At 43.1% G+C, this 19,422-nt stretch carries 20 protein-coding genes; 18 read left to right on the top strand and 2 right to left on the bottom strand.

Translation table 11 applies throughout. The features are described from left to right. The first annotated feature begins 28 nt into the window (after positions 1 to 28). The 11 genes from ACQCVH_RS13695 (at position 29) to ACQCVH_RS13645 (ending at position 10,136) form a co-directional block, all read left to right on the top strand. The gene (locus tag ACQCVH_RS13695) at positions 29 to 421 is read left to right on the top strand and encodes a GyrI-like domain-containing protein (protein WP_426836221.1); all 393 of its coding nucleotides are present in this window, start codon (positions 29 to 31) and stop codon (positions 419 to 421) included. A gap of 183 nt (positions 422 to 604) precedes the next feature. Then, a complete protein-coding gene (locus ACQCVH_RS13690) occupies positions 605 to 1,114 on the top strand; it encodes a GNAT family N-acetyltransferase (protein ID WP_426836220.1) in 510 nt (169 codons plus the stop codon). A 144-nt stretch (positions 1,115 to 1,258) separates the two neighbouring features. Then, the gene (locus ACQCVH_RS13685; protein WP_426836219.1) at positions 1,259 to 1,462 is read left to right on the top strand and encodes a PLDc N-terminal domain-containing protein; all 204 of its coding nucleotides are present in this window, start codon (positions 1,259 to 1,261) and stop codon (positions 1,460 to 1,462) included. After that, positions 1,462 to 2,367 carry an ABC transporter ATP-binding protein gene (locus tag ACQCVH_RS13680; RefSeq protein WP_426836218.1) on the top strand — a complete coding sequence of 302 codons (906 nt, stop codon included), beginning with the start codon at positions 1,462 to 1,464 and terminating at the stop codon, positions 2,365 to 2,367. The genes ACQCVH_RS13685 and ACQCVH_RS13680 overlap by 1 nt, the downstream gene beginning before the upstream one ends. Beyond that, entirely contained in the window at positions 2,364 to 3,143 is a 780-nt protein-coding gene (locus tag ACQCVH_RS13675) for an ABC transporter permease (RefSeq protein ID WP_426836217.1), read from the top strand. The genes ACQCVH_RS13680 and ACQCVH_RS13675 overlap by 4 nt, the downstream gene beginning before the upstream one ends. 807 nt (positions 3,144 to 3,950) lie before the next feature. Further along, complete coding sequence (locus ACQCVH_RS13670; protein WP_426836216.1) at positions 3,951 to 5,204, top strand: aminopeptidase; 1,254 nt, start codon at positions 3,951 to 3,953, stop codon at positions 5,202 to 5,204. Between the two features lie 180 nt (positions 5,205 to 5,384). After that, positions 5,385 to 6,191, top strand: a complete 807-nt coding sequence (locus tag ACQCVH_RS13665) for an aldo/keto reductase (RefSeq protein WP_426836215.1) — start codon at positions 5,385 to 5,387, stop codon at positions 6,189 to 6,191. A 243-nt stretch (positions 6,192 to 6,434) separates the two neighbouring features. Beyond that, positions 6,435 to 7,037, top strand: coding sequence for a hypothetical protein (locus ACQCVH_RS13660; protein ID WP_426836214.1), 603 nt, complete (start codon positions 6,435 to 6,437; stop codon positions 7,035 to 7,037). A 145-nt stretch (positions 7,038 to 7,182) separates the two neighbouring features. Further along, positions 7,183 to 7,566, top strand: a complete 384-nt coding sequence (locus ACQCVH_RS13655) for a hypothetical protein (protein WP_426836213.1) — start codon at positions 7,183 to 7,185, stop codon at positions 7,564 to 7,566. 156 nt (positions 7,567 to 7,722) lie between these two features. Beyond that, complete coding sequence (locus ACQCVH_RS13650) at positions 7,723 to 8,145, top strand: HIT family protein (RefSeq protein ID WP_426836212.1); 423 nt, start codon at positions 7,723 to 7,725, stop codon at positions 8,143 to 8,145. Positions 8,146 to 8,831: 686 nt separating this feature from the next. After that, complete coding sequence (locus tag ACQCVH_RS13645; RefSeq protein WP_426836211.1) at positions 8,832 to 10,136, top strand: DUF5667 domain-containing protein; 1,305 nt, start codon at positions 8,832 to 8,834, stop codon at positions 10,134 to 10,136. A gap of 291 nt (positions 10,137 to 10,427) precedes the next feature. Here ACQCVH_RS13645 and ACQCVH_RS13640 read toward each other — a convergent pair whose 3' ends face one another. Then, the gene (locus ACQCVH_RS13640; RefSeq protein ID WP_426836210.1) at positions 10,428 to 12,203 is read right to left on the bottom strand and encodes a sensor histidine kinase; all 1,776 of its coding nucleotides are present in this window, start codon (positions 12,201 to 12,203) and stop codon (positions 10,428 to 10,430) included. After that, on the bottom strand, positions 12,200 to 12,910 hold the full coding sequence (locus tag ACQCVH_RS13635) for a response regulator transcription factor (RefSeq protein WP_426836209.1): 711 nt from the start codon (positions 12,908 to 12,910) through the stop codon (positions 12,200 to 12,202). The genes ACQCVH_RS13640 and ACQCVH_RS13635 overlap by 4 nt, the downstream gene beginning before the upstream one ends. A 174-nt stretch (positions 12,911 to 13,084) precedes the next feature. Here ACQCVH_RS13635 and ACQCVH_RS13630 point away from each other — a divergent pair, with 174 nt between their 5' ends. From ACQCVH_RS13630 to ACQCVH_RS13600, 7 genes are all read left to right on the top strand, one after another. Then, positions 13,085 to 14,290 (top strand): DUF418 domain-containing protein, encoded by a 1,206-nt coding sequence (locus ACQCVH_RS13630; protein ID WP_426836208.1) that lies wholly within the window; start codon positions 13,085 to 13,087, stop codon positions 14,288 to 14,290. 113 nt (positions 14,291 to 14,403) lie between these two features. Continuing rightward, positions 14,404 to 15,033, top strand: coding sequence for an NUDIX hydrolase (locus ACQCVH_RS13625; RefSeq protein WP_426836207.1), 630 nt, complete (start codon positions 14,404 to 14,406; stop codon positions 15,031 to 15,033). Positions 15,034 to 15,116: 83 nt separating this feature from the next. After that, complete coding sequence (locus ACQCVH_RS13620) at positions 15,117 to 15,542, top strand: ASCH domain-containing protein (RefSeq protein ID WP_426836205.1); 426 nt, start codon at positions 15,117 to 15,119, stop codon at positions 15,540 to 15,542. A 73-nt stretch (positions 15,543 to 15,615) separates the two neighbouring features. Beyond that, positions 15,616 to 16,326: a class I SAM-dependent methyltransferase gene (locus tag ACQCVH_RS13615; RefSeq protein WP_426836204.1), complete on the top strand. Its 711-nt coding sequence runs from the start codon at positions 15,616 to 15,618 to the stop codon at positions 16,324 to 16,326. Positions 16,327 to 16,637: 311 nt separating this feature from the next. After that, complete coding sequence (locus tag ACQCVH_RS13610; protein WP_426836203.1) at positions 16,638 to 17,873, top strand: cation:proton antiporter; 1,236 nt, start codon at positions 16,638 to 16,640, stop codon at positions 17,871 to 17,873. A gap of 279 nt (positions 17,874 to 18,152) precedes the next feature. Beyond that, positions 18,153 to 18,935: a threonine/serine exporter family protein gene (locus ACQCVH_RS13605; protein ID WP_426836202.1), complete on the top strand. Its 783-nt coding sequence runs from the start codon at positions 18,153 to 18,155 to the stop codon at positions 18,933 to 18,935. 11 nt (positions 18,936 to 18,946) lie between these two features. Next, positions 18,947 to 19,387 carry a threonine/serine exporter family protein gene (locus ACQCVH_RS13600; protein WP_426836201.1) on the top strand — a complete coding sequence of 147 codons (441 nt, stop codon included), beginning with the start codon at positions 18,947 to 18,949 and terminating at the stop codon, positions 19,385 to 19,387. Positions 19,388 to 19,422 lie beyond the last annotated feature (35 nt).

Below are 19,422 nucleotides of genomic sequence, written 5' to 3'. Positions count from 1 at the left end.
AATAAGTAGAATGAGAGGGGGAAATATAATGAACTTAACAATAATTAAGAGTGTCAGAACGAATAATTTCAAAGATGAGGCTATTATGCAAAAGATATCAGAAATGTGGAAAGAGGCATCAAGTATTTTGAGGAACCATGAAGAGGTCAAGTATGGCCTGTACTATGATTACGAAAGTGATTATAAAGGCGATTATACATTAAGTGCAGCCATAGAAAGCAGTGATAACAATCCAGGTGTTAAAATTCCAAACACAACTAAATATGAAATTTTTGAAGTGGACACATTAGATGAAATTGGGATACTTAATGCCTGGAGAGAGATATGGGACCGTGAAGGAGAATTGAAAAGAGCCTATTCATATGACTTTGAAAAGTATTACCCAAATGGACAAATTGAAATTCATATAGCTACGAAATAACCTATGATGATTATCAATCGTAGCAGTAAGTAGAAAGTGTTAGCCTTATAAATATCAAATACATAGATTTTGACAATGGCCTTACCAAAGTAAAACCATGGGGACAGGTCCCTCGGCTTTTTTTAGACTGGGCCAAGGGACCTGTCCCCGTGGCTTAACAGGTTTTCTGGGGGAGGACACCAAATGAACGTAACCTTATCGCTCTGTCCTCATGAAGATAAAACGGTACTTTCTAATTTGATTCAGTTATATCGTTATGACAGCAGTGAGTTTGATGGCCGCGTGTTAAGTCAGCATGGCCTTTATTCATATAAATACTTGGATCATCAATGGACGGAAGATTACCGACGTCCGTTTATAGTTAAAGTTGATGGAGAAATAGCAGGTTTCGTATTAGTCATCCTTGATGTACCAGGAGAATTCACAAAACTAAGCAACGAGGAAACAAACGTAATAAGCGACTTTTTCATCCTGCGAAAGTTTAGAGGTAGAGGCATTGGCAGGCAAGTTGCTTTTTCTATATTCGAACAGTTTAAAGGTGCTTGGGAAGTGAAACAAACTTATGAAAATAAACCTGCATATGCTTTTTGGAAAAAGGTGATTTCTGAGTTTACAAAAGGCTCTTCATATCAAGAGGAAATATTGGAAAGCAATCTTTGGAATGGACCGGTTATGGTGTTTCAGTCTAATTAAAAGTGATGGATGTAATAAATCATTTTGTTTCGATACACGGAGCATCTCAGGATTAAATTCCTGGGATTTCTTTTTTTTTCGGGAGTGAACGATTAGAGGAACATGATCGTCTTAAAAGTAAATAAACAATTGGGTGGAGAGAAAATGAATGAACTGTTAAATGCAATACCATGGGGAGCGATTGCGCCAATTCTTGTCTTACAGCTAATTCTGATGATTGCCGCATTAGTTTCTTGTATTAGGGAAGAAAAAACGAATGGACCCAAGTGGCTGTGGATTCTTATTATTCTTTTGATCAACTTAATAGGACCAGTGCTTTATTTTGTTGTGGGAAGGAGAAATGATTGATGGATTTATTAAAGGCAAACGATTTAGTGAAGAGATACGGAAACACGAATGCTGTTAAAGGAATCAATTTTCATATTGAAGAAGGCAGGTGCGTTTCATTACTTGGACCCAATGGAGCAGGAAAAACAACGACATTAAAAATGCTATCGGGATTACTGGAGCCGACTTCAGGCAGTATTGATTTTAAAGGTGAAAAAGCAAAGGATTTAAGGCAGTTTATTGGCTATTTACCTCAATATCCTGCTTTCTTTAATTGGATGAGCGGAAAGGAATTTCTTGTTTTCGCAGGGCAATTAGCAAAGCTGAATTGGAAAGAAGCAGAAAAAAGAAGTGAAGAATTACTCGAACGAGTGGGTCTGACAAATGCGAAGAAAAGAAAAATAAGGGGTTATTCCGGCGGAATGAAGCAGCGCCTCGGATTGGCGCAGGCAATGATTCATCGGCCGAAATTACTTATTTTAGATGAGCCTGTTTCAGCACTCGATCCACTCGGGAGGCGGGAGGTATTGGACATGATGAGGGAGATTAAAGAGGAAACCACGATTCTCTTCTCAACTCATGTCCTTCACGATGCAGAAGAAATAAGTGACGACATTCTTATTATGCATGATGGGGAAATTGCGGTATCAGGCAGCCTGGGAAGTGTAATGGCAGAGTATCGGCAGCCTATTTTACAAATTGAATTCGAATCACAGGCTGCCGATTGGCTAAAGAGCATTGCAAATTATGGCTTTGTATCTGAAGTGAACATCCAGGGCAATAAAGCCAGCATCGTATTAAACGATATGGTAAATGGAAAGCAAACATTATTGAAAGATATCGTGGACAGAAAACTTCCAATCCGCAGGTTCGAGGTTTCTCAAACAACATTAGAGGATTTATTTATGAAGGTGGTGAAGCTATGACTCACTGGACTGTTCTTTATCGAAAAGAAATGATGGAAATGGCACGTAATTATAAACTTTTGTGGATTCCCATTGTCTTTATTTTACTGGGAGTGATGCAGCCGGTCAGCTCGTACTATATGCCGGAAATTTTAGACACTTTTGGCGGCCTTCCAGAAGGCACAATCCTTGAAATGCCTGTTCCAACCGGGGCAGAAGTATTAATGGCGGTTCTCTCCAATTATGGAATGCTTGGCGTCCTTATCCTTGTTTTGAGTGCCATGGGTGTTGTTTCCGCAGAAAGACAGAGCGGGGCAGCAGGTATGATCATGATTAAACCAGTTCCTTATTCCTCTTACATATTATCGAAATGGGCCGGGTTATTTACAATTACACTCTTTTCATTGTTTATCGGATATGCAGCTTCCTGGTATTATACGAGTTTACTTATTGAAACAGTCGCTTTTGGGCAGGTTGTTCAAAGTGCAGCAATCTACAGCGTATGGTTAATTTTTGTTGTTACATTAACGCTTTTTTTTAGTACGGTCATGAGAGGAAATGCCAGTATCGCTTTTGTTACCATTATTGTGGTTTTTGCCAATTCGACGGCTACAAGCTTTCTGGGGAAGTATATGAAATGGAATCCGGCCGCAATGACTGAGCACACAGGACAGGTCTTGCTGTCAGGAGAACTGAATTCCAGTTTCATTCCAGCCTTAATAACAACTATTGCTATTATCATCGTCATTCTCATCTCCTCCATACAAATCTTTAAGAGAAAAGAGCTATTGGAATGAGCCAAGGGGTCAGGTCCCTTGGCTCATTTTGAGGCTTTGGGCCATGGGGTCTGTCCCGGGGGCCTCCTTGTTTAAAATCAGCTGCCAAAAGAGGCAGCTTTTATTACATAACAAACACAGGGCAGGAGAGTTTAGCCCTAAAATAGAACTCATAAATGGGGTTATTCAATTTAGAAGGGATGGGTAATGAATGTGGTGGGTAATACCTATAAATTTTAGGGAATAAGTAGGAGGTAACTTCTAATTCCTTAATTTTAGCAAACAAATTCCACGAGATGGAGTGTTGAATAGTGATAAGGAAACTGATATTCTCTAGTATTCTATTCTTTAGTGTACTTGAATATATATGGATTTTACTTATGGTTGATAAATATGGAGATATTATGTGGATTGGTAAAGTATCAGGCTGCTTAATCTTTATCATAATCTTTAATATCATCCTTTTTATAAGGTCCGAACAAAGAATTGAGAATTTGACTGAAACAATATCTTGTGTAATCTTACTGATCATACCAATATCGATATTTATATTTAAGCCCGATTTTACAGTAGGGGAAGCTCTAAGTTCTTTAGAAGATAGGCAGCAAGAGTCATTAGTGTATACACATTTCCGAAAGTATAATAATGAGAAAGTCTATATTTTTTATTCTGAACGAACAGAAGAGAGGTATTTTTTTAATCCCTATAATGGTGATTATGGAGATTTTAAAAATGATTAGTTAATGGGCCAAGACTGGGTTTAGAAATCAGATCAGGCTCACGGCTTACTATAGTAAAAATACATAAAATCATCAGAGGAGATATTAAATGACTAAAGGAATATATGAATTGATAAGTGAAGCACAGTTAAAAAAGTATGCAGAACTGGCTGTACGGGCTGGTGTGAATCTGCAAAAAGATCAATTATTGATTATTCATAGTGATATACAAAATGCTGCGTTTGCACGTCTGATCCAAACGGCAGCCTATGAGGCAGGAGCTTCGAATGTATATATAGATTGGAAAGATGAACAGTCTGCCAAAGAATTTTACTTACATGCAGCAGATAGTGCCATTGATCACTTTTCTGATTGGCAGGCTGCCCGTTTTAAGGAGTGGGACGATGCGGGTGCTGCCTACATCCATATCATTTCTGAAAACCTGGATGTCTTTAAAGAGGTTTCTCCAGAAAGGATCAGCCGTTTCCAAAAAGCTACTCGCACCAAATTGAAGGATTATCATGCGAAAATTAGATCCCACGAGGTGCGCTGGTGTCTGCTGGCTGTCCCGTACGCTGCATGGGCAACCACAGTATTTCCCAGCCTAAGTAAAGAAGAAGCTGTACATTCATTATGGGAATTAATTTTAAAAGGATCCCGGGCAGATGGGGACAATCCAATAAAAGATTGGGAGAGCCATAATAGAGCGTTCGAGTCTCGCAAAAAGCTTCTAAATGAGAGCCAGTTTGAAGCCCTGCATTTTACAAATAGCCGTGGAACTGATTTATTAATTGGTCTGCCTGAAAATCATCTTTATATTGGTGGGGGCGTCACAGATAAAAATGGAATACCTTTCTTTCCAAACATTCCTACGGAAGAAATATTTACTGCGCCCCATAAAAATAAGGTGAGTGGCAAATTGGCCGGTACGAAACCTCTTATCTATGGGGGAAGTGTCATCAATGAATTTTATCTGATTTTTAAAGATGGACGGATCACTGACTATTATGCCGCAAAGGGAAAAGAAGTGTTACAAAATCTCATCGAAACAGATGAAGGTTCACATTATCTGGGGGAAATTGCCCTGGTCTCTAATAAATCTCCTCTTGCTCAGGCGGATACTCTTTTTTACAATACCTTGTTTGATGAAAATACGGCATGTCATATTGGAATCGGAAATGCCTCTCCCTCCAATTTGCAAAATGGCATGAACCGTTCTGAGGAAGAGCTGAAGGCAGCGGGTCTGAATACTTCACTTTTATCAGTCAATGTGACCTTTGGTTCCGAGGATATGAAAGTAGTGGGCATTAAAGAAGGTGGAACTGAAGTTTTGCTACTGAAGGATGGGGATTTTCAATTCTGAACCGTCTATGGCTTTCTGGTGGATTTTAATTAGTGATTACCTTCGCAGTAAGGCAAAAGGACAGCTAGAGGAAACTTTGATTTAAATAGAAATAATGCCTTCTTACATATTTCTTTTTGAAAATTCTATAATTTGTTATGATGTAAATAAAGTAAGAGTGCAGAGGGAGTGCTTTAAAAAATGGAATACATAACACTTAATAATGGCTTAAAAATGCCTATTGTAGGTACAGGTACAAATACTTATGGAAAAGAAAATAACGATTATAACGGGACGATAACAAATGAAATTCCTGAACTCTTATCAGCGGTTGAGCTGGGGTACCGTTCAATAGACGCGGCCATCATGTATCGAAACGAGGAACTTGTCGGAAGAGTTTTAGCAGAAAGCACAGTGCCTCGAGAAGAGTTATTCATTACGACAAAAATTCCAGCCAGTGAAGAATATATTTCTTCAAAGGATGCGACCCGGGCAGCTATTGATAATAGTCTGAAAAACTTCCAAACAGATTATCTCGACCTGTTTCTTATTCACTTTCCTATTGAAGACAAAGAACAGCTGAAAAACACTTGGGAAGTCTTTGAAGAATATTACGAAGCAGGCAAACTAAAAGCAATCGGTGTTTCAAACTTCGGAAAAAATCATCTGGATGAATTGAAAGAATTCGCTAAAGTGAAGCCGACTGTTAATCAAATACAAATTAACTTAAAAGAACCTAACAAAGACCTGCTTGCCGTATTAAAAGACGAAGGCATTACCCCTGTTGCTTGGGGCCCAATGAAAGCCGAAGCCCATCAAAAAGAAGTTTTGGACGAAATAGGTAAAGCCTATAATAAATCGGGTGCACAAGTCTTGTTAAAATACCAGATTCAGCGCGGTGTGATTGTTATTCCTAAATCTCACAACCGTGAAAATCAAGCATCTAATCTAGACCTTTTCGATTTTGCATTATCTGCAGAAGATATAGAAAAGATTGAAAGCCTATAACCGGTAAGTCTCTATCCTGGTGATATGAATAATATCGCTGGGATTTTGATTTTTTTAGAGCAATGAGGTTGGATTAGCACTGTTTTTTATATAACTAAAGCAGCAGTTTTTTGGAGGGATAGCGTGCCGGTTCGCAAGTAGCACATAGCTCTTGGCAGTCCATATTTAATGAAAGTAAAGGGAGGCAATTTTTATGAAAAGAAACTTATTCTATTTACTTTCGTAATATGGATTAACAAATTTATGGGAGGGATTAATCTGAAAAAGAAATTCATAATATATTCTTTTTTGATTCTTCTGCTGATAACTGTGCTTGCTATCTTTGACAGCGTAAACGGCTCAAATCTTGCAGCGGATTACCAAAAGGAAAAAGAGGTACTTGCTGAGAAACTTGCACATGCAGAGAAAGAGCTGGAAGTAAAAAAGCAGAAAAATCAAGAACTTAGAGAAACCCTTTTGCCTCTAGAAGAAGAATTGAAAATCCTCCAGTCTCCTATCAACTATCGTGAATTCGAAACAGCACTGCAGATGGTGGAAAACTACAAAAAGAGCACCTCATTCGATGAGGCAAGGCAATACATTGTGTTACAAGCGGGAATCGGCTTTTATACAATGGGTCAGGACGGGAGCTGTCCCTGTGAATTTTCTTTTCAAGGGAAAGAAGTGGAGTGGATGGAGAATGCCCTCCTCGACCTTCAGTCATTCCGCTATGATCAGGACAGAATCTATTTCATCTACAAATCTGCAGATCCCGCCGTTCAATACAAAGTAATCGTGGCAAAAGGACCTGGTAAAAAGGATCCCGAAAAAGAGTGGAGGATTGAGCAAATCAAAGTGGAAGATTAAGTTGATTAATAGAGATATTTAAGATTAATTTTCCCCGGGATCTTTTGATGAATAAGCCTTATTTGTTTTTTATTCGATAAAAGGAGCAGGTTGAAGAACAGATCTATAAAATACCTTGATTTGAGCCAACTAAGGGGGTAATTAGATGAAAAAGGCTGTATTTATACTTGGTATAGCAGTAGTTATTATAGCAGTGTTCATCTTCGTAAATAAATTATACTATCCCTCTCTTCCAATAAAGAATTTATCAGCAAAAGAAGCAATTGTAAAACTAAAAGAATCGGAAAGTAAAGTAGCAGAAATTGCAGTAGAAGGCGATTCTGTTTGGTATATCACTAGTAGTGAGAACATAGGTATATCGATTGCTGATGAAAATATAAAACAAATGATTAGTTCAAATGGATGGGAATTTATAGAAAAAGATGGTGCTGGTCTGTTCTTTGAAAAAGACGGAAGGAGATTAATTGCTGCCACTCAAATGTGGACTGGGAATTACGTTCTCGTTAAAATCCCAGCTGATTTTAAATAATCTAAACTGGCACGTTCCGTACGGAGCAGGGGAAAAGCCGGAGATAACTTCAAACGCTTACCTATTTTTGGGCGAAAGAAGCAAAGGACAAAATGTACTATAGTGGAGTTTAGTTGAATAACACAAAAGAATAATAAACAAAAGGCTGTTTTCAAAGTGGAATGTTTCGGTTGTAATTTAGCAAATAAAAAGGAACCAGTTAATGTAGTTTGGGAGGATGACTATGTTTGCTGCTTCCTGGACCATGACCCATTTAACGAAGGACATATCTTAATATTACCTAAAAAACATGTAAGGTATTTTGATGAACTTGATGAAAATACTGCCACTTCAATAATGAAGGCTGCAGGGCTTCTTTCGAAGGTGATTAAGGAATTGTTTAATCCAGATGGTATTACCGTTTGTCAAAATGGGGGCAGTTTTGATGAGTTGACTCATTTTCATATGCACGTTGTTCCGAGATATGAAGGACAAAATTTCGCAAACTTTTATTCAGAAGAAACTGAAGAAGTTGCAGTAGACGAAGTCGGTTTATCTAAGACCAGAAGAATAATAATCAATGCAATAAACAGTATATAAAAAATGATCGCTTATTTTGCTAACATGCTTATGGAGCTTTTCTTATTTAGCTCAGGATATTGAAGTAATGGTTTTAAGATTTATCCTAATTTGAGTGACCAGCTTAAAATAAGCGGAGATTCTCCGTTTAGGCGGCTGAATATGGTACGGGTGGGTGTAAATAAGCGGAGAATTTCCGGTTAAGCGAAGCGAAGTTGCCCATTTTACAGTTTTTTGAGTCGATAGCCGGAAATTCTCCGTCTATTAGAGCTATTTTTAGAGTTTTTTTGAAAATAGGGGGACTTTCTCCGCTTATTTTTTAAACATGTCACTGATTCCCCTTTCAGGTCCGGGAAGTTGCTCCTCTTTTATGGCTGGGCGGGAAGAAAAAAATAGCTCTTAAACAGCTTTTCTTGAATGACCCATAATTAGCTTATAGAACATACAGGTGATTTTTGTTCAAAACCAGCTTTCTATTCAAGGAAGCTTTTCTTATGCAATAAACAGTCGTTTTATAACTACGAATCCTTCACTCCTCTTAATTTCTAAACACATACAGATGAACATATATAAAATAAAATATTTACTGACGGCTCAACACTGCAAACTAAATTTAGAAAAGTTTTTATTTTTTTTATATAGACCGTCACAAACCTGTCTGCTTTTGTCGAAAGGTATACCGAAAACAGATCAGGAGGAAACAGACTATGAAAAATAAGAAATCATTATTAAGCGGTGTCGCAGCATCAGCACTTCTTCTTTCTTCATTGGGGACAAGCGCTGTATATGCGAATGAGAGTGCAGTTGAACAAAATGCAGATATGGAAGAAGCGGTTGAAGTTGAAGTAAGCGATGAAACGACAGCTGCAGAAGAGAATTCAGCTGATACTGAAGCTGCGGCTGAGGAAGAAGTAACTGAAGAAGAAGCAGATGACAATGGAACAACAGCAGACGAGGATCAAGAGCAAGAAGAGGCACCGGCTCTAGTTCCTGGAGATTTCTTCTACTTTGTAAAGACTATGATGGAAAAAGTAAGACTTGCTGTCACAATGGATGATTACAAGGAAGCGCGTCTTTTAGCTGACTTTGCAGCTGAGCGTATTGCTGAAGCAAATTCATTGTTTGCAGAGGGAAAAACGGATGAGGCGACAGCGCTTTTAGAGGAGGCAATCGCTACTCAACAGAAGGCTGCTGAGAGTTTAACAGATTCAGAAGACAGTGCCGGTGATGATACAGAAGCAGCTGAGGGTCAGCCAGCTGAAGACACTGAAGCAACAACTGAAATAACGGAAGGCGAAGAACCTGCAGCAGAAGATGAAGGGACAGAAGGTGAAGTAGAAGTAAAGCTTGCTCAAAACATCGATGCATTAGCTGCGGCATTGTCACATGTTAAAAACCCTGCAGCTCAATTGGCCTTAATGAAGAATATTCAAAAGTCTTTTGCAAAATTAGACAAAAAACTTGCAAGGCTTGAAGCAAAAGCAGAAAAATTCAAGGTCGAAACAACTGATGATGATAAAGCCGCTGAGGAAGAAGCTGCAGCAGATACTGAAACAGAGGCAGTCCCAGAAGCAACAAAGGAAAAGACTGTAGAGGAAGTCGTAACAGAAGAGACAGTAATTGATGATGAACAAGCTGAGACTGAAGCTGCGGAAGAAACTAAAAAACCAGCTGTTGTTGCCCCCGGATTAGCTAAGAAAGAGGAAGCAAAGGCTAAAGCAGCTGAAAGGCGTGCTGAAGGCCAGGCAACTGCTGCTGTTAAAAAGCAAGAAGCTCAAGAGAAGAAAACTGATAAACAACAGCAAGTTCAAGAGAAGAAAGCAGATAAACAACAGCAAGTTCAAGAAAAGAAAGCAGATAAACAACAGCAAGTTCAAGAAAAGAATGCTGATAAACAGCAGCAAGTCCAAGAAAAGAATGCTGATAAACAGCAGCAAGCAAACGAAAAGAAACAAAATGGGCAAAATAAAGGCGCGGAGAATAATAAAGACCGCGGTAAAGGAAAAGAATAATACATTTCATAAACCTGGTACTTCGAGTACTGGGTTTATTTTTTTCCTGCATGTCTTGGTTGCAGATCTTAAGCTTGATTTATCATTTAATGGCAGCGAATGATATAAAATACTTACCTGAAATTTACCCGCCGGGTCTTTTAATTAAACAAGACAATGAAAACGCTCGGACATAAGCCCAAGCGTTTTTTTGTCTGTTTTTTTCTGGCTCAATATAATCTATGTTCTTAGGTAGTTATTTCTTTCGTTTCTTACACTTTCCCTTATGTAAGCTAATTCCCGGCATTGTGGCTATACCAAACCTTCAAACCTTCCTGCACGCTCCGCCTCTTTCTCCAAAGGAAACTCAAGCCGGAAAACAGTCCCCCGATGTTTGACAGAAGAGACATGAATGCTGCCGCCATGCAGCTCGGCGATGGCACGGGCGATGCTCATGCCGAGGCCGGCGCCTTCTGTCTGTTCATCTGTGCTTGTGCCGCGGAAGTAGCGGTCAAAGAGGTGCCGGACTGTTTCTTCGTCCATTCCCGCCCCGTTGTCAGAGATGGTGACAATGGCGGATTGGCCTTGTCTGCTGACTGAGGCAGTAATGCTTGTGCCCTTTGGGTTGTGCTTGACGCAGTTATAGATAAGGTTATCGAGCATCCGCTCAAACCAGCGTATATCTGCTTGTATAAAAAGATCTGTATTTGCACCTTCAAAGTTAAAGGGAACATCCTCAAGGGTACGGTCGTTGACAAATTTAAGCATGATGCCGCGCACAAGTTCATTCAGGTCGGCAGGCTTCAGCTGATGGGGGAGCGACTGGTTTTTGAGCTGGAAGGCCAGGGAGAAGTCCTCGATCAGGGCTGTCATATAATCTCCTTTTTCCCTGATCATCCTGCCCATGTCCAGAAGCTCTTCTTCGGTCCAGCGGTACTGCCCGCTTTCAAGCAAATGGGCATAGCCCTGGATAGTGGAAAGGGGTGTCCTGAGATCGTGGGAAATGCCGGTCATCCACTCTTCACGTGTTTTGTCCAGCCGGTCTCTTTCCTTGTCCGATGCAGAAAGCTTTTCAGCCATTTCGTAAAAGGCTCCGATCACTTCTTTATAAAGCTTGTATCTCAGGCGCACCTTCCCATTTTTCCGGAAGACTTTTTTGCGTTCTTTTTCTGTCAGCACTTCTTCGTAATTTCCATAGCCCATCCTTTCCAGCCAGCCGGTGAAGAGAAGGAGGGGCTGGCCGTACCGGAAGCCATGCCAGAAGGAAATGCCTATGGTAAGGGCTAGCAGGACAGCTGCTAGGATAACAATGACCCTCATTACCTCGGTAAGAAACGCAAAGCCTTCAGGCTCTGCCTCTTCCCTGGGGGTATGCATAATCCAAGTGAAACCCGATTCCGGATCATTGAAGATTGTTGTATGGGTTTCGAATTTTCCCGGTGATTTTGTCCTGACAAGCACATCGAGAGGCTTGTAGTCCTGTTTCATTATTTCAGAACCGGCGGATTGGACCACTTTCCCATCCTGGTTTACCACATGGATGGAGCCTTTCATTGGCTTTAATTCCCTTTCCAGCTTCTTCCGGTTTCCATCAGAGAGCCTGCCGCTGCTTGAATACTGTGAAAACCAGCGCTGGAGGCTTTCCAGCTCATTGTTTTCATAGCCGAGCATATAAAAATACGGGTCTTTAAAAGTTGTGTCAACCTCGGAATAAACATAGAAGCCTTCATATTGATTCGTTTTTTCGATCTGGAGGATCTCGCTGACGGTGTATGAGTCAGGCAGGAGTTCAGGTGTATTTTCTGAACCGATGACCTTCCCATCCATATCAACAACCTGAACCCAGAGATTCCGTTCTTCGAGCTGGTCTTTCCAGGCATCGCTGATGGTGGCCTTGTTATCCTCAATCAGCGTATCGATCGTAATGCCTTCCAGGGCACCTGCGGGAAAATTCTGCTTCATCTCTTCTTTGTTTAAGTGCATCAGCAGCACAAATAGAAGCACCAAAGAGAAAATTCCGACAAACACCATGATGGAAATGAACTGAAGAGAGAAGTGAAGAGCCAGCCTGCGCCTGAGCGACTTCATCCCTTTTTCCCCTTGACCAGTTTGTAGCCCAGTCCGCGCACGGTTACGAGCAGTTCCGGGTGGCTCGGGTCTTTCTCAATTCTTTCCCGGATCCTTCGGATATGTACAGTAACGGTATTATCATCCACAAAGCTGTCAAAGCCCCATACGGCTTCAAGCATCTGCGTTTTTGAAATGACAGTGTTAGGGTGCTGACACAGATACTGCAGCAGGAGAAATACCTGGGCAGGCGTCTGTACAGCCTGGCCCTCGACAATCAGGTCCCCTGCCTCTTCGTCCAGGATAAATCGCCCGAAATCATGCTTTCTGCCAGGGTCTTTTATGGCAGGGGAAGCAGCCTGGTTCCGCCGGAGCCTTGCCTTGATCCTCGCCGCGATTTCCAATGGGTTGAAGGGCTTGGTAATATAATCGTCCCCGCCGATCGCAAATCCTGTCAGCACATCAAGGTCAGAGACGCGTGCTGTTAAAAAGAGAATATAAGCATCGGAGATTTCCCTGATCTTCGGGCAGATATCGAAGCCGCTCTGTCCGGGAAGCATGACATCAAGCACCACGATATCAATGGTATACCGGGAAACGCACTCCAGTGCCTCTTCTGCCGTATAAGCTGTATGTATAGAGCTGAATCCTTCTTTTCTCAGTACGGTTTCCATTAATTTAACGATTGATTTCTCATCATCCACTAATAAAATCTCTGCATTTTCCACATTTGCCCACCTCGGTCATTATCGTAGCACAGAAACCTTACGAGCATATTAACAATTTTTCCAAAAGTTTATCAGATAGTAAACTTCTGTTTCTCCAGGGGAAATAGAGGGGGACTATACTGGGTGATAGCATATAAGCTTCCTAATTAGGGAGGCAGATAAAGGAGTATGAAAATGGACGGGGAAAATAAGCGGATTCACGTAATCGACGGAATGAGGGGCTTTAGCCTGCTGGGCATCCTGGCAGCTAATATGCTGATCTTTCAATACGGCATGTTTGGGAAAGATGCGATGGAGGCATTTTCACCTTCTGGGCTGGATAGCTTCCTGCATGAGTTTTTAAAGGTGTTTGTTGAGAGCAGCTTCATGCCGATCTTCACTTTTTTATTCGGCTATTCATTGATCAAGCTGAAGGAGGGGCTTGAAGATAAAGGTTTGAAATACAGGAGGCATCTGGTTCGGAGGTTTTTCCTGCTCCTCGTGCTGGGCGGCTTGCACGGCGGTCTTCTGTGGGAAGGCGATATTCTTTTTTCTTATGGAATCATGGGCTTTTTTCTGCTGCTCTTCCTGAACCGGAAAAAGAAAACCCTCCTTGTATGGGGAATGGTGCTGCTGTTTCTTGCTTCCTTTATGGGCTATGGCATGGAATCTGCCGTTCCGGCCGATGAGGTCAAGAGGATGGATGAGTATGTCGCAGATACTATTAAAATATATGGCACAGGAACCTACAGCGAAATTTTAATTCATCGCAATAATGCCGATCCGTTCGGAATGCCGGACTCATTTTACCTGTTCATGATGCTTGCCATGCCGTTCATAACAGCGCCCCTGTTTCTGTTTGGCATGTATGCCGCCAAGCGCCGCTCTTTCCATGAAATCGGCCGGAATAAGAGCAGATATCTGCTTTGGGGAGGTATCCTCGCCGGAGCGGGAATCCTGCTGAAAGCTTCGCCGCTCATGGTGACGGAAACTGGCTGGACCGGTGTACTGTATATGTTTGGAGGAAATATTTTATCACTCGGCTATATCTTCCTTTTTGCCTGGTTGTACGCAGTTAAGGGAAGCGCCGTTTTGTTCAGGGCTTTTGAAAGTGTAGGAAGGCTGTCGCTGAGCAATTATCTATGGCAGTCTGTTATCTGTACAGCTGTTTTTTATGGCTATGGCCTGGGACTGTTCGGCAAACTGGGCGTACTGGCGGGAATCCTGCTGACCGTGGCGATCTACAGCGCCCAGCTTGCCGGAAGCTATTTCTATCTGAAGCTGTTCCGTACGGGCCCGTTTGAAAAAATCATGCGGATGTGGACCTATTTCTCTTTATCAGGAAGACCTAAGATGAAGAAGGCTAAGGAAGACAGAGAAAGGCTGGCTAATGCCCAATAGTGAAAAGCCCTGGGAGGCAAATCTTCCAGGGCTTTTTGCCATGCAGGATTTTCCTGCTTATGGGAGAATAACTCTAAGGACTGCATTTTAAGAACAAGCAGAGGAGAGATCATATGGAGCAGGAGCTTTTGAAAATATTCGATGAGGAAGGAAATCAGATCGGGACGGCCACAAGGAAGGATGTGCACCGGCAGGGATTTTGGCATGAAGCTTTTCACTGCTGGTTCATTCAGCGGGAAGAGGACAAGGTTTATATATATGTACAGCTGAGAAGCAAAGAGAAAAAGGATTATCCGGACCTTCTGGATATTACGGCGGCCGGGCATCTGCTGGCTGAAGAAACCGTTGAGGATGGTGTCAGGGAAATAAAAGAAGAAATCGGCATCGATGTTGATATCGAAGAGCTGTCACCGCTCGGAATCATTAGATATTGCATAGAGAAGGAGAACTTCATTGACAAAGAAATGGCAAATGTGTTCCTTTACGAATGCTCCCAGCCGTTCAGCGAGTATGAGCTGCAGCAGGAGGAAGTAACCGGGATTTACCGGATTGAATGGGACAGCTTCAAGAAGCTTTGGGAAAGCGGGGACGGCAAGGTGCAGATGGAAGGCTTTGAGATCGGCAGTGCCGGAGAGAAAATCTATCTGAAGAAGGAAGCTGCCGTCGGAGATTTCGTACCGCATGACCGCTCTTACTACCAGGAAGTCATTAAAGGCATCTCGCAGCGGCTTGATCTGATGTAGCAGACCCGTCAGCTCCACAAAACATAAATTCTCCCCGGGTTAGCAGACTATAGATATCAAAATGGCAGAGGGGAGGATAAAGATTGAAGGTATTAACAATGAAGCAGCCTTGGGCCAGCCTGTTCGCCCTGCGGGAGGCTGAGTATGAAACGAGAACATGGAAAACCGCCTACAGAGGCGCTTTAGCCATCCATACCAGCCAGAAAATCGATGTGAAAGCATGCCGGCGAAAGAATGTGTCGGAGCTTCTGGGCAGGCATGGGTACTCAGAAGAAAATCTTCCTGCCGGGCAGATCATAGCAGTCTGCCGCCTGGAAGATTGCTTTAGAGTCATAGACCACTCCGAGTCAGGGGCCGTGCTTGAAAATGGGCTGATTATATCCGGGCAGGAGCTCTATCTGGGCGACTACCGGGCTGGCTGCTATGCCTGGCAGGTCAGCGGCATGGAAATCCTGAAAGAGCCAATTCCTGCCAAGGGCCGGCTGGGTTTATGGGAATACCCGCTTTAAGCAGGTAAAGAATGTCAAGGGGGCATTTTATAAAACAAATACCCCAATCCTGAAAAAAGAGGTGACTTTAAAAATGAAGGCAAAGGTCAAACAAACATTTGACAGTCTGGCGGAAATCTATGAGCATCAGGTGGATGATGGGAGTTTATTTAACAGCGAGTTTGAAAGGCCGGCAATGCTTGAACAGCTCCCGGACAGCCTGGAGGGAAAGGATATTCTGGATGCAGGATGTGCGGCCGGGTGGTATACGGCTGAATTGGCCAGGAGAGGTGCTAATGTAACAGGTGCGGATTTAAGTCCTGAAATGATCAGCTCTGCGAAGAGGCGCATTGGCCAAAAAGCGCGGCTTGTCTGCTGTGATTTGGAAGGAGAGCTGCCATTTGACACCGATTCTTTTGACTGGATTTTCAGCTCTCTTACTCTTCATTACCTGAAGGACTGGAATCAAACCTTTGCAGAATTCCACCGGATTTTAAGGCCGGGCGGAACGATTTTGTTTTCCGTCCACCACCCGCTCATGGATATGAAGCTGCTGGAGGAACCGGACTACCTGGCGGCAGAATTGATTGTGGATCGATGGGCAAAAGCAGGGAAAACCTTTGATGTCCCATTTTACCGAAGGCCGCTCCAGAATATCATCAATATGACGGTAGCCCGCTTTTCATTGCAGAAGGTGATTGAACCCCGTCCGACGCATACCTTCAGAGAGCAAAAACCAGAACAGTATCAACGGCTTATGAAAGAACCGCACTTTTTAATTATCCGTGCCGGAAAAGCCTGGTGAAACCCTAATGCCTTTAAAACGTAAAGATAACAAAACGGAAGGGTGTGCGGAATGGACTCTAACGCATTTATCGCCATTTTTTCTGCCTTTGCCGGAGCCTTTGTCTGTATCATGGCAGCAATGAAAAAGAGAATGGGATAGCAGAATAAGCCGGTCTCCTTCCCCATGCATGAAAAACTCTACCGGAAGGGATACTTGGGCTATAGCGGCATCCTTTTTCAATAGGTGGTTTTCTGCTTCCATATTGAGGTAAAGGTAATGGCAGGACTGCAGGCGTATGTCTGTGCAAGGCCGGAAAGGAGAATTTTTCAGTGCATCATTTTGACGAGGTATTTATACAAATCTTATTCTTGCTTGCTATTTCAGTAACAGTTATCGCGATTGCAAAACTGGCGAAACAGCCTTATTCCATTGCACTTGTACTGGTAGGGCTGATTCTGGGGCTTACCAATATTCCGCTTCTTGAAGAGGCCGAGCAGTTTATCACTCAGTCCCATATTTTTCAGGCTATCATTATTTCTCTATTTCTTCCCATTCTCTTGGGCGATGCTTCCATTAAAATGCCTTTTTCCCATGTGAAGCAGGTGAGGAGGCCGATTTTGGCGCTTGCCTTTGGGGGGACCTTTCTGTCATTCATCATTATAGGCTTGGGCTCCTATTATCTGCTGGGCCTTCCGCTGGTCCTTTCCTTCACGTTTGCTTCCCTGATGAGTGCAACAGACCCGATCAGTGTCATCTCGATATTTAAAACATTGGGCGTGCCAAAAAAGCTGGTCACGATTATAGAAGGAGAGTCCCTCCTCAATGACGGTGTGGCTGTTGTACTGTTCCAGATATCCTCCATCTACTTGCTTACGTACATAGAAATGGGCTGGGCCGGGATTGCGAGCGGCGTTTGGCTGTTCATTAAATTCAGTATAGGCGGGGCCCTGCTTGGAGCGTTGCTGGGCTATATTTTTTCACAGATCATCCGCATTTACGATGATTACCCGCTCGAAATTGCGTTTTCAATCCTGCTGTTCTTCGGCAGCTATTTCATTGCTGAGCATCTGGAGGTGTCAGGCGTCATCGCTGTAGTGGTCGGAGGGGTCATCTTCGGGAATTATGGCGCAAGGATCGGCATGTCCGAGACAACGAAGACCAACATCAGCTCCTTCTGGGATGTGATCACCCTGATTGCCAATTCACTGATTTTCCTGATGATCGGCCTTGAAATCAAAAACATCAGCTTTATCAATAATTGGTGGACGATTGTACTGGCCATTGTCATTGTGCTGGCAGGCCGAACAATTGCCCTTTACAGCAGCCTTGCTTTTGTCAAGGACTTTTCCGGCAAATATAAAGTCCTGCTTAACTGGGGAGGTTTGAAGGGAAGCCTGTCGATCGCCCTGGCATTGAGCCTTCCGCCTTCTTTTGCAGGCAGGGATACAGTCCTGCTCCTTGCTTTCAGCGTGGTTCTGTTCTCCCTGATCGTCCAGGGTCTCACGATTAAGCCGATTATTCAGAGGCTCGGTATAAAGCCTGTCCCTGATGCGGATAAGCATTGACCGGAAATCCATTCAGCTCGCTGGATGGATTTTTTGGATGGGGAAGGACAGCAATGGGGAATAGGAAAACAGACCGATAACCTTTAAAAATGGCTTGAAGTTATGCGATTTATCTTATTTTTATTTGGATTCGAAATTAGAATTGCCTCTGGAGTCTTTCATCATTTAAACTGTAAAAAGTGCATGGGGAAAAATACATCCCGGCAGGGCAAAACCCCGGACAAAAACAAAGGCGGGATTGCTCCTGTTTTGACCAGAACCTCAGTAAGTGGTTTGCACATGGAGGGAGAGCCAGTGGAGGAATTCAAGAACGATACATATGAAATCATGGAGGTCTGCCTTCTGGCCGGAAAAATCATGCTCCAGAGCGGTGCTGAAACATACCGGGTCGAGGACACGATGATGCGGATAGCTGCTTCCTTCGGAGTTGACCAGTCGCACAGCTATGTTACGCCGACTGGCATCATTTTTTCCATAGAAGGACATGATCCGACCAAAACGAAGTTGATCAGGATTTCCGAACGGGGAACTGATCTTGATAAAGTCACCATCGTCAACAGCATCTCTCGCAATATCAGCAGCGGGGAGCTGACAGTGAAGGAGGCCCTGCAGTCATTGCGGCAAGTGGAGGCTGCACCGATGGCATATTCGCTGCTTTTGCAGATCTTTGCCGCAGCCTTGGCCAGCGGCTGCTTTCTGATCATGTTTAAAGGAGGCTGGCAGGATTTTCTGCCAGCGGTTGTGTGCGGTGGACTCGGTTTCATATCTTTTATCTATTTTCATAAATGGGTGCCGATCAAGTTCTTTGCTGAGTTTGTAGCCGCATTTGGCATTGGCCTCGCATCTTATGCTTTTGTTTTTTCAGGGGCCGGCAATGAGCTGGATAAAATCATCATCGGATCGGTAATGCCGCTTGTGCCCGGCCTGTTGATCACAAATGCGGTCAGGGATTTGATTGCAGGCCACCTCGTATCAGGTCTTTCCAAGGGGGCTGAGGCCTTTCTTACCGCCTTTGCCATCGGTTCAGGCATTGCTGTCGTATTATCTTTCATCTCATTTTAAGGAGGCATTGCATGGAAACGATTGAACAGCTTGCAACAAGCTTTATAGCATCGGCAGCTTTCGGGATTCTATTCAATGCCCCGAAAAAGTCATTGATCAAGTGCGGCACGGTCGGCATGATCGGCTGGCTCGTTTACTTCTGGATGGAATCGTCCGGGGTTGACGCCGTTGCGGCTACAATTAGTGCATCTTTTTTCGTGGCTTTCACAAGCCAGTTTTTTGCAAGAGCCTACAAGACGCCGATCATCATTTTCAGTGTAGCCGGGATCATTCCGCTTGTTCCGGGCGGGCTTGCGTATGATGCGATGAGGAATTTTGTTGAAAATGACTATAACACAGCCATCAGCCTCGCAGCCCGGGCCTTCATGATTTCCGGGGCGATCGCGATCGGGCTTGTGTTCTCAGAGGTCATCAATCAGATAATCAAGAATGCAAGAAGAGTCCAGAGCTGAAGCATTTCCATTATATAAAACAAGGGAAGGCATGT

The sequence above is a fragment of the Bacillus infantis genome (genome assembly GCF_050107595.1).
GTDB classification, from domain to species: domain Bacteria; phylum Bacillota; class Bacilli; order Bacillales; family Cytobacillaceae; genus Bacillus_AB; species Bacillus_AB infantis_C.
Note: the sequence above shows the minus strand (reverse complement) of the source record. Positions and strands in the feature narration are given on the sequence as shown.

Coding starts and splice junctions, on each gene's coding strand:
- ACQCVH_RS13655 (WP_426836213.1), top strand. CDS start 7,183: ATGAAAAAGGCTGTATTTATACTTGGTATAGCAGTAGTTATTATAGCA.
- ACQCVH_RS13615 (WP_426836204.1), top strand. CDS start 15,616: ATGAAGGCAAAGGTCAAACAAACATTTGACAGTCTGGCGGAAATCTAT.
- ACQCVH_RS13660 (WP_426836214.1), top strand. CDS start 6,435: ATGGGAGGGATTAATCTGAAAAAGAAATTCATAATATATTCTTTTTTG.
- ACQCVH_RS13685 (WP_426836219.1), top strand. CDS start 1,259: ATGAATGAACTGTTAAATGCAATACCATGGGGAGCGATTGCGCCAATT.
- ACQCVH_RS13630 (WP_426836208.1), top strand. CDS start 13,085: ATGGACGGGGAAAATAAGCGGATTCACGTAATCGACGGAATGAGGGGC.
- ACQCVH_RS13640 (WP_426836210.1), bottom strand. CDS start 12,203: ATGAAGTCGCTCAGGCGCAGGCTGGCTCTTCACTTCTCTCTTCAGTTC.
- ACQCVH_RS13675 (WP_426836217.1), top strand. CDS start 2,364: ATGACTCACTGGACTGTTCTTTATCGAAAAGAAATGATGGAAATGGCA.
- ACQCVH_RS13680 (WP_426836218.1), top strand. CDS start 1,462: ATGGATTTATTAAAGGCAAACGATTTAGTGAAGAGATACGGAAACACG.
- ACQCVH_RS13600 (WP_426836201.1), top strand. CDS start 18,947: ATGGAAACGATTGAACAGCTTGCAACAAGCTTTATAGCATCGGCAGCT.
- ACQCVH_RS13695 (WP_426836221.1), top strand. CDS start 29: ATGAACTTAACAATAATTAAGAGTGTCAGAACGAATAATTTCAAAGAT.
- ACQCVH_RS13625 (WP_426836207.1), top strand. CDS start 14,404: ATGGAGCAGGAGCTTTTGAAAATATTCGATGAGGAAGGAAATCAGATC.
- ACQCVH_RS13665 (WP_426836215.1), top strand. CDS start 5,385: ATGGAATACATAACACTTAATAATGGCTTAAAAATGCCTATTGTAGGT.
- ACQCVH_RS13670 (WP_426836216.1), top strand. CDS start 3,951: ATGACTAAAGGAATATATGAATTGATAAGTGAAGCACAGTTAAAAAAG.
- ACQCVH_RS13605 (WP_426836202.1), top strand. CDS start 18,153: ATGGAGGGAGAGCCAGTGGAGGAATTCAAGAACGATACATATGAAATC.
- ACQCVH_RS13690 (WP_426836220.1), top strand. CDS start 605: ATGAACGTAACCTTATCGCTCTGTCCTCATGAAGATAAAACGGTACTT.
- ACQCVH_RS13645 (WP_426836211.1), top strand. CDS start 8,832: ATGAAAAATAAGAAATCATTATTAAGCGGTGTCGCAGCATCAGCACTT.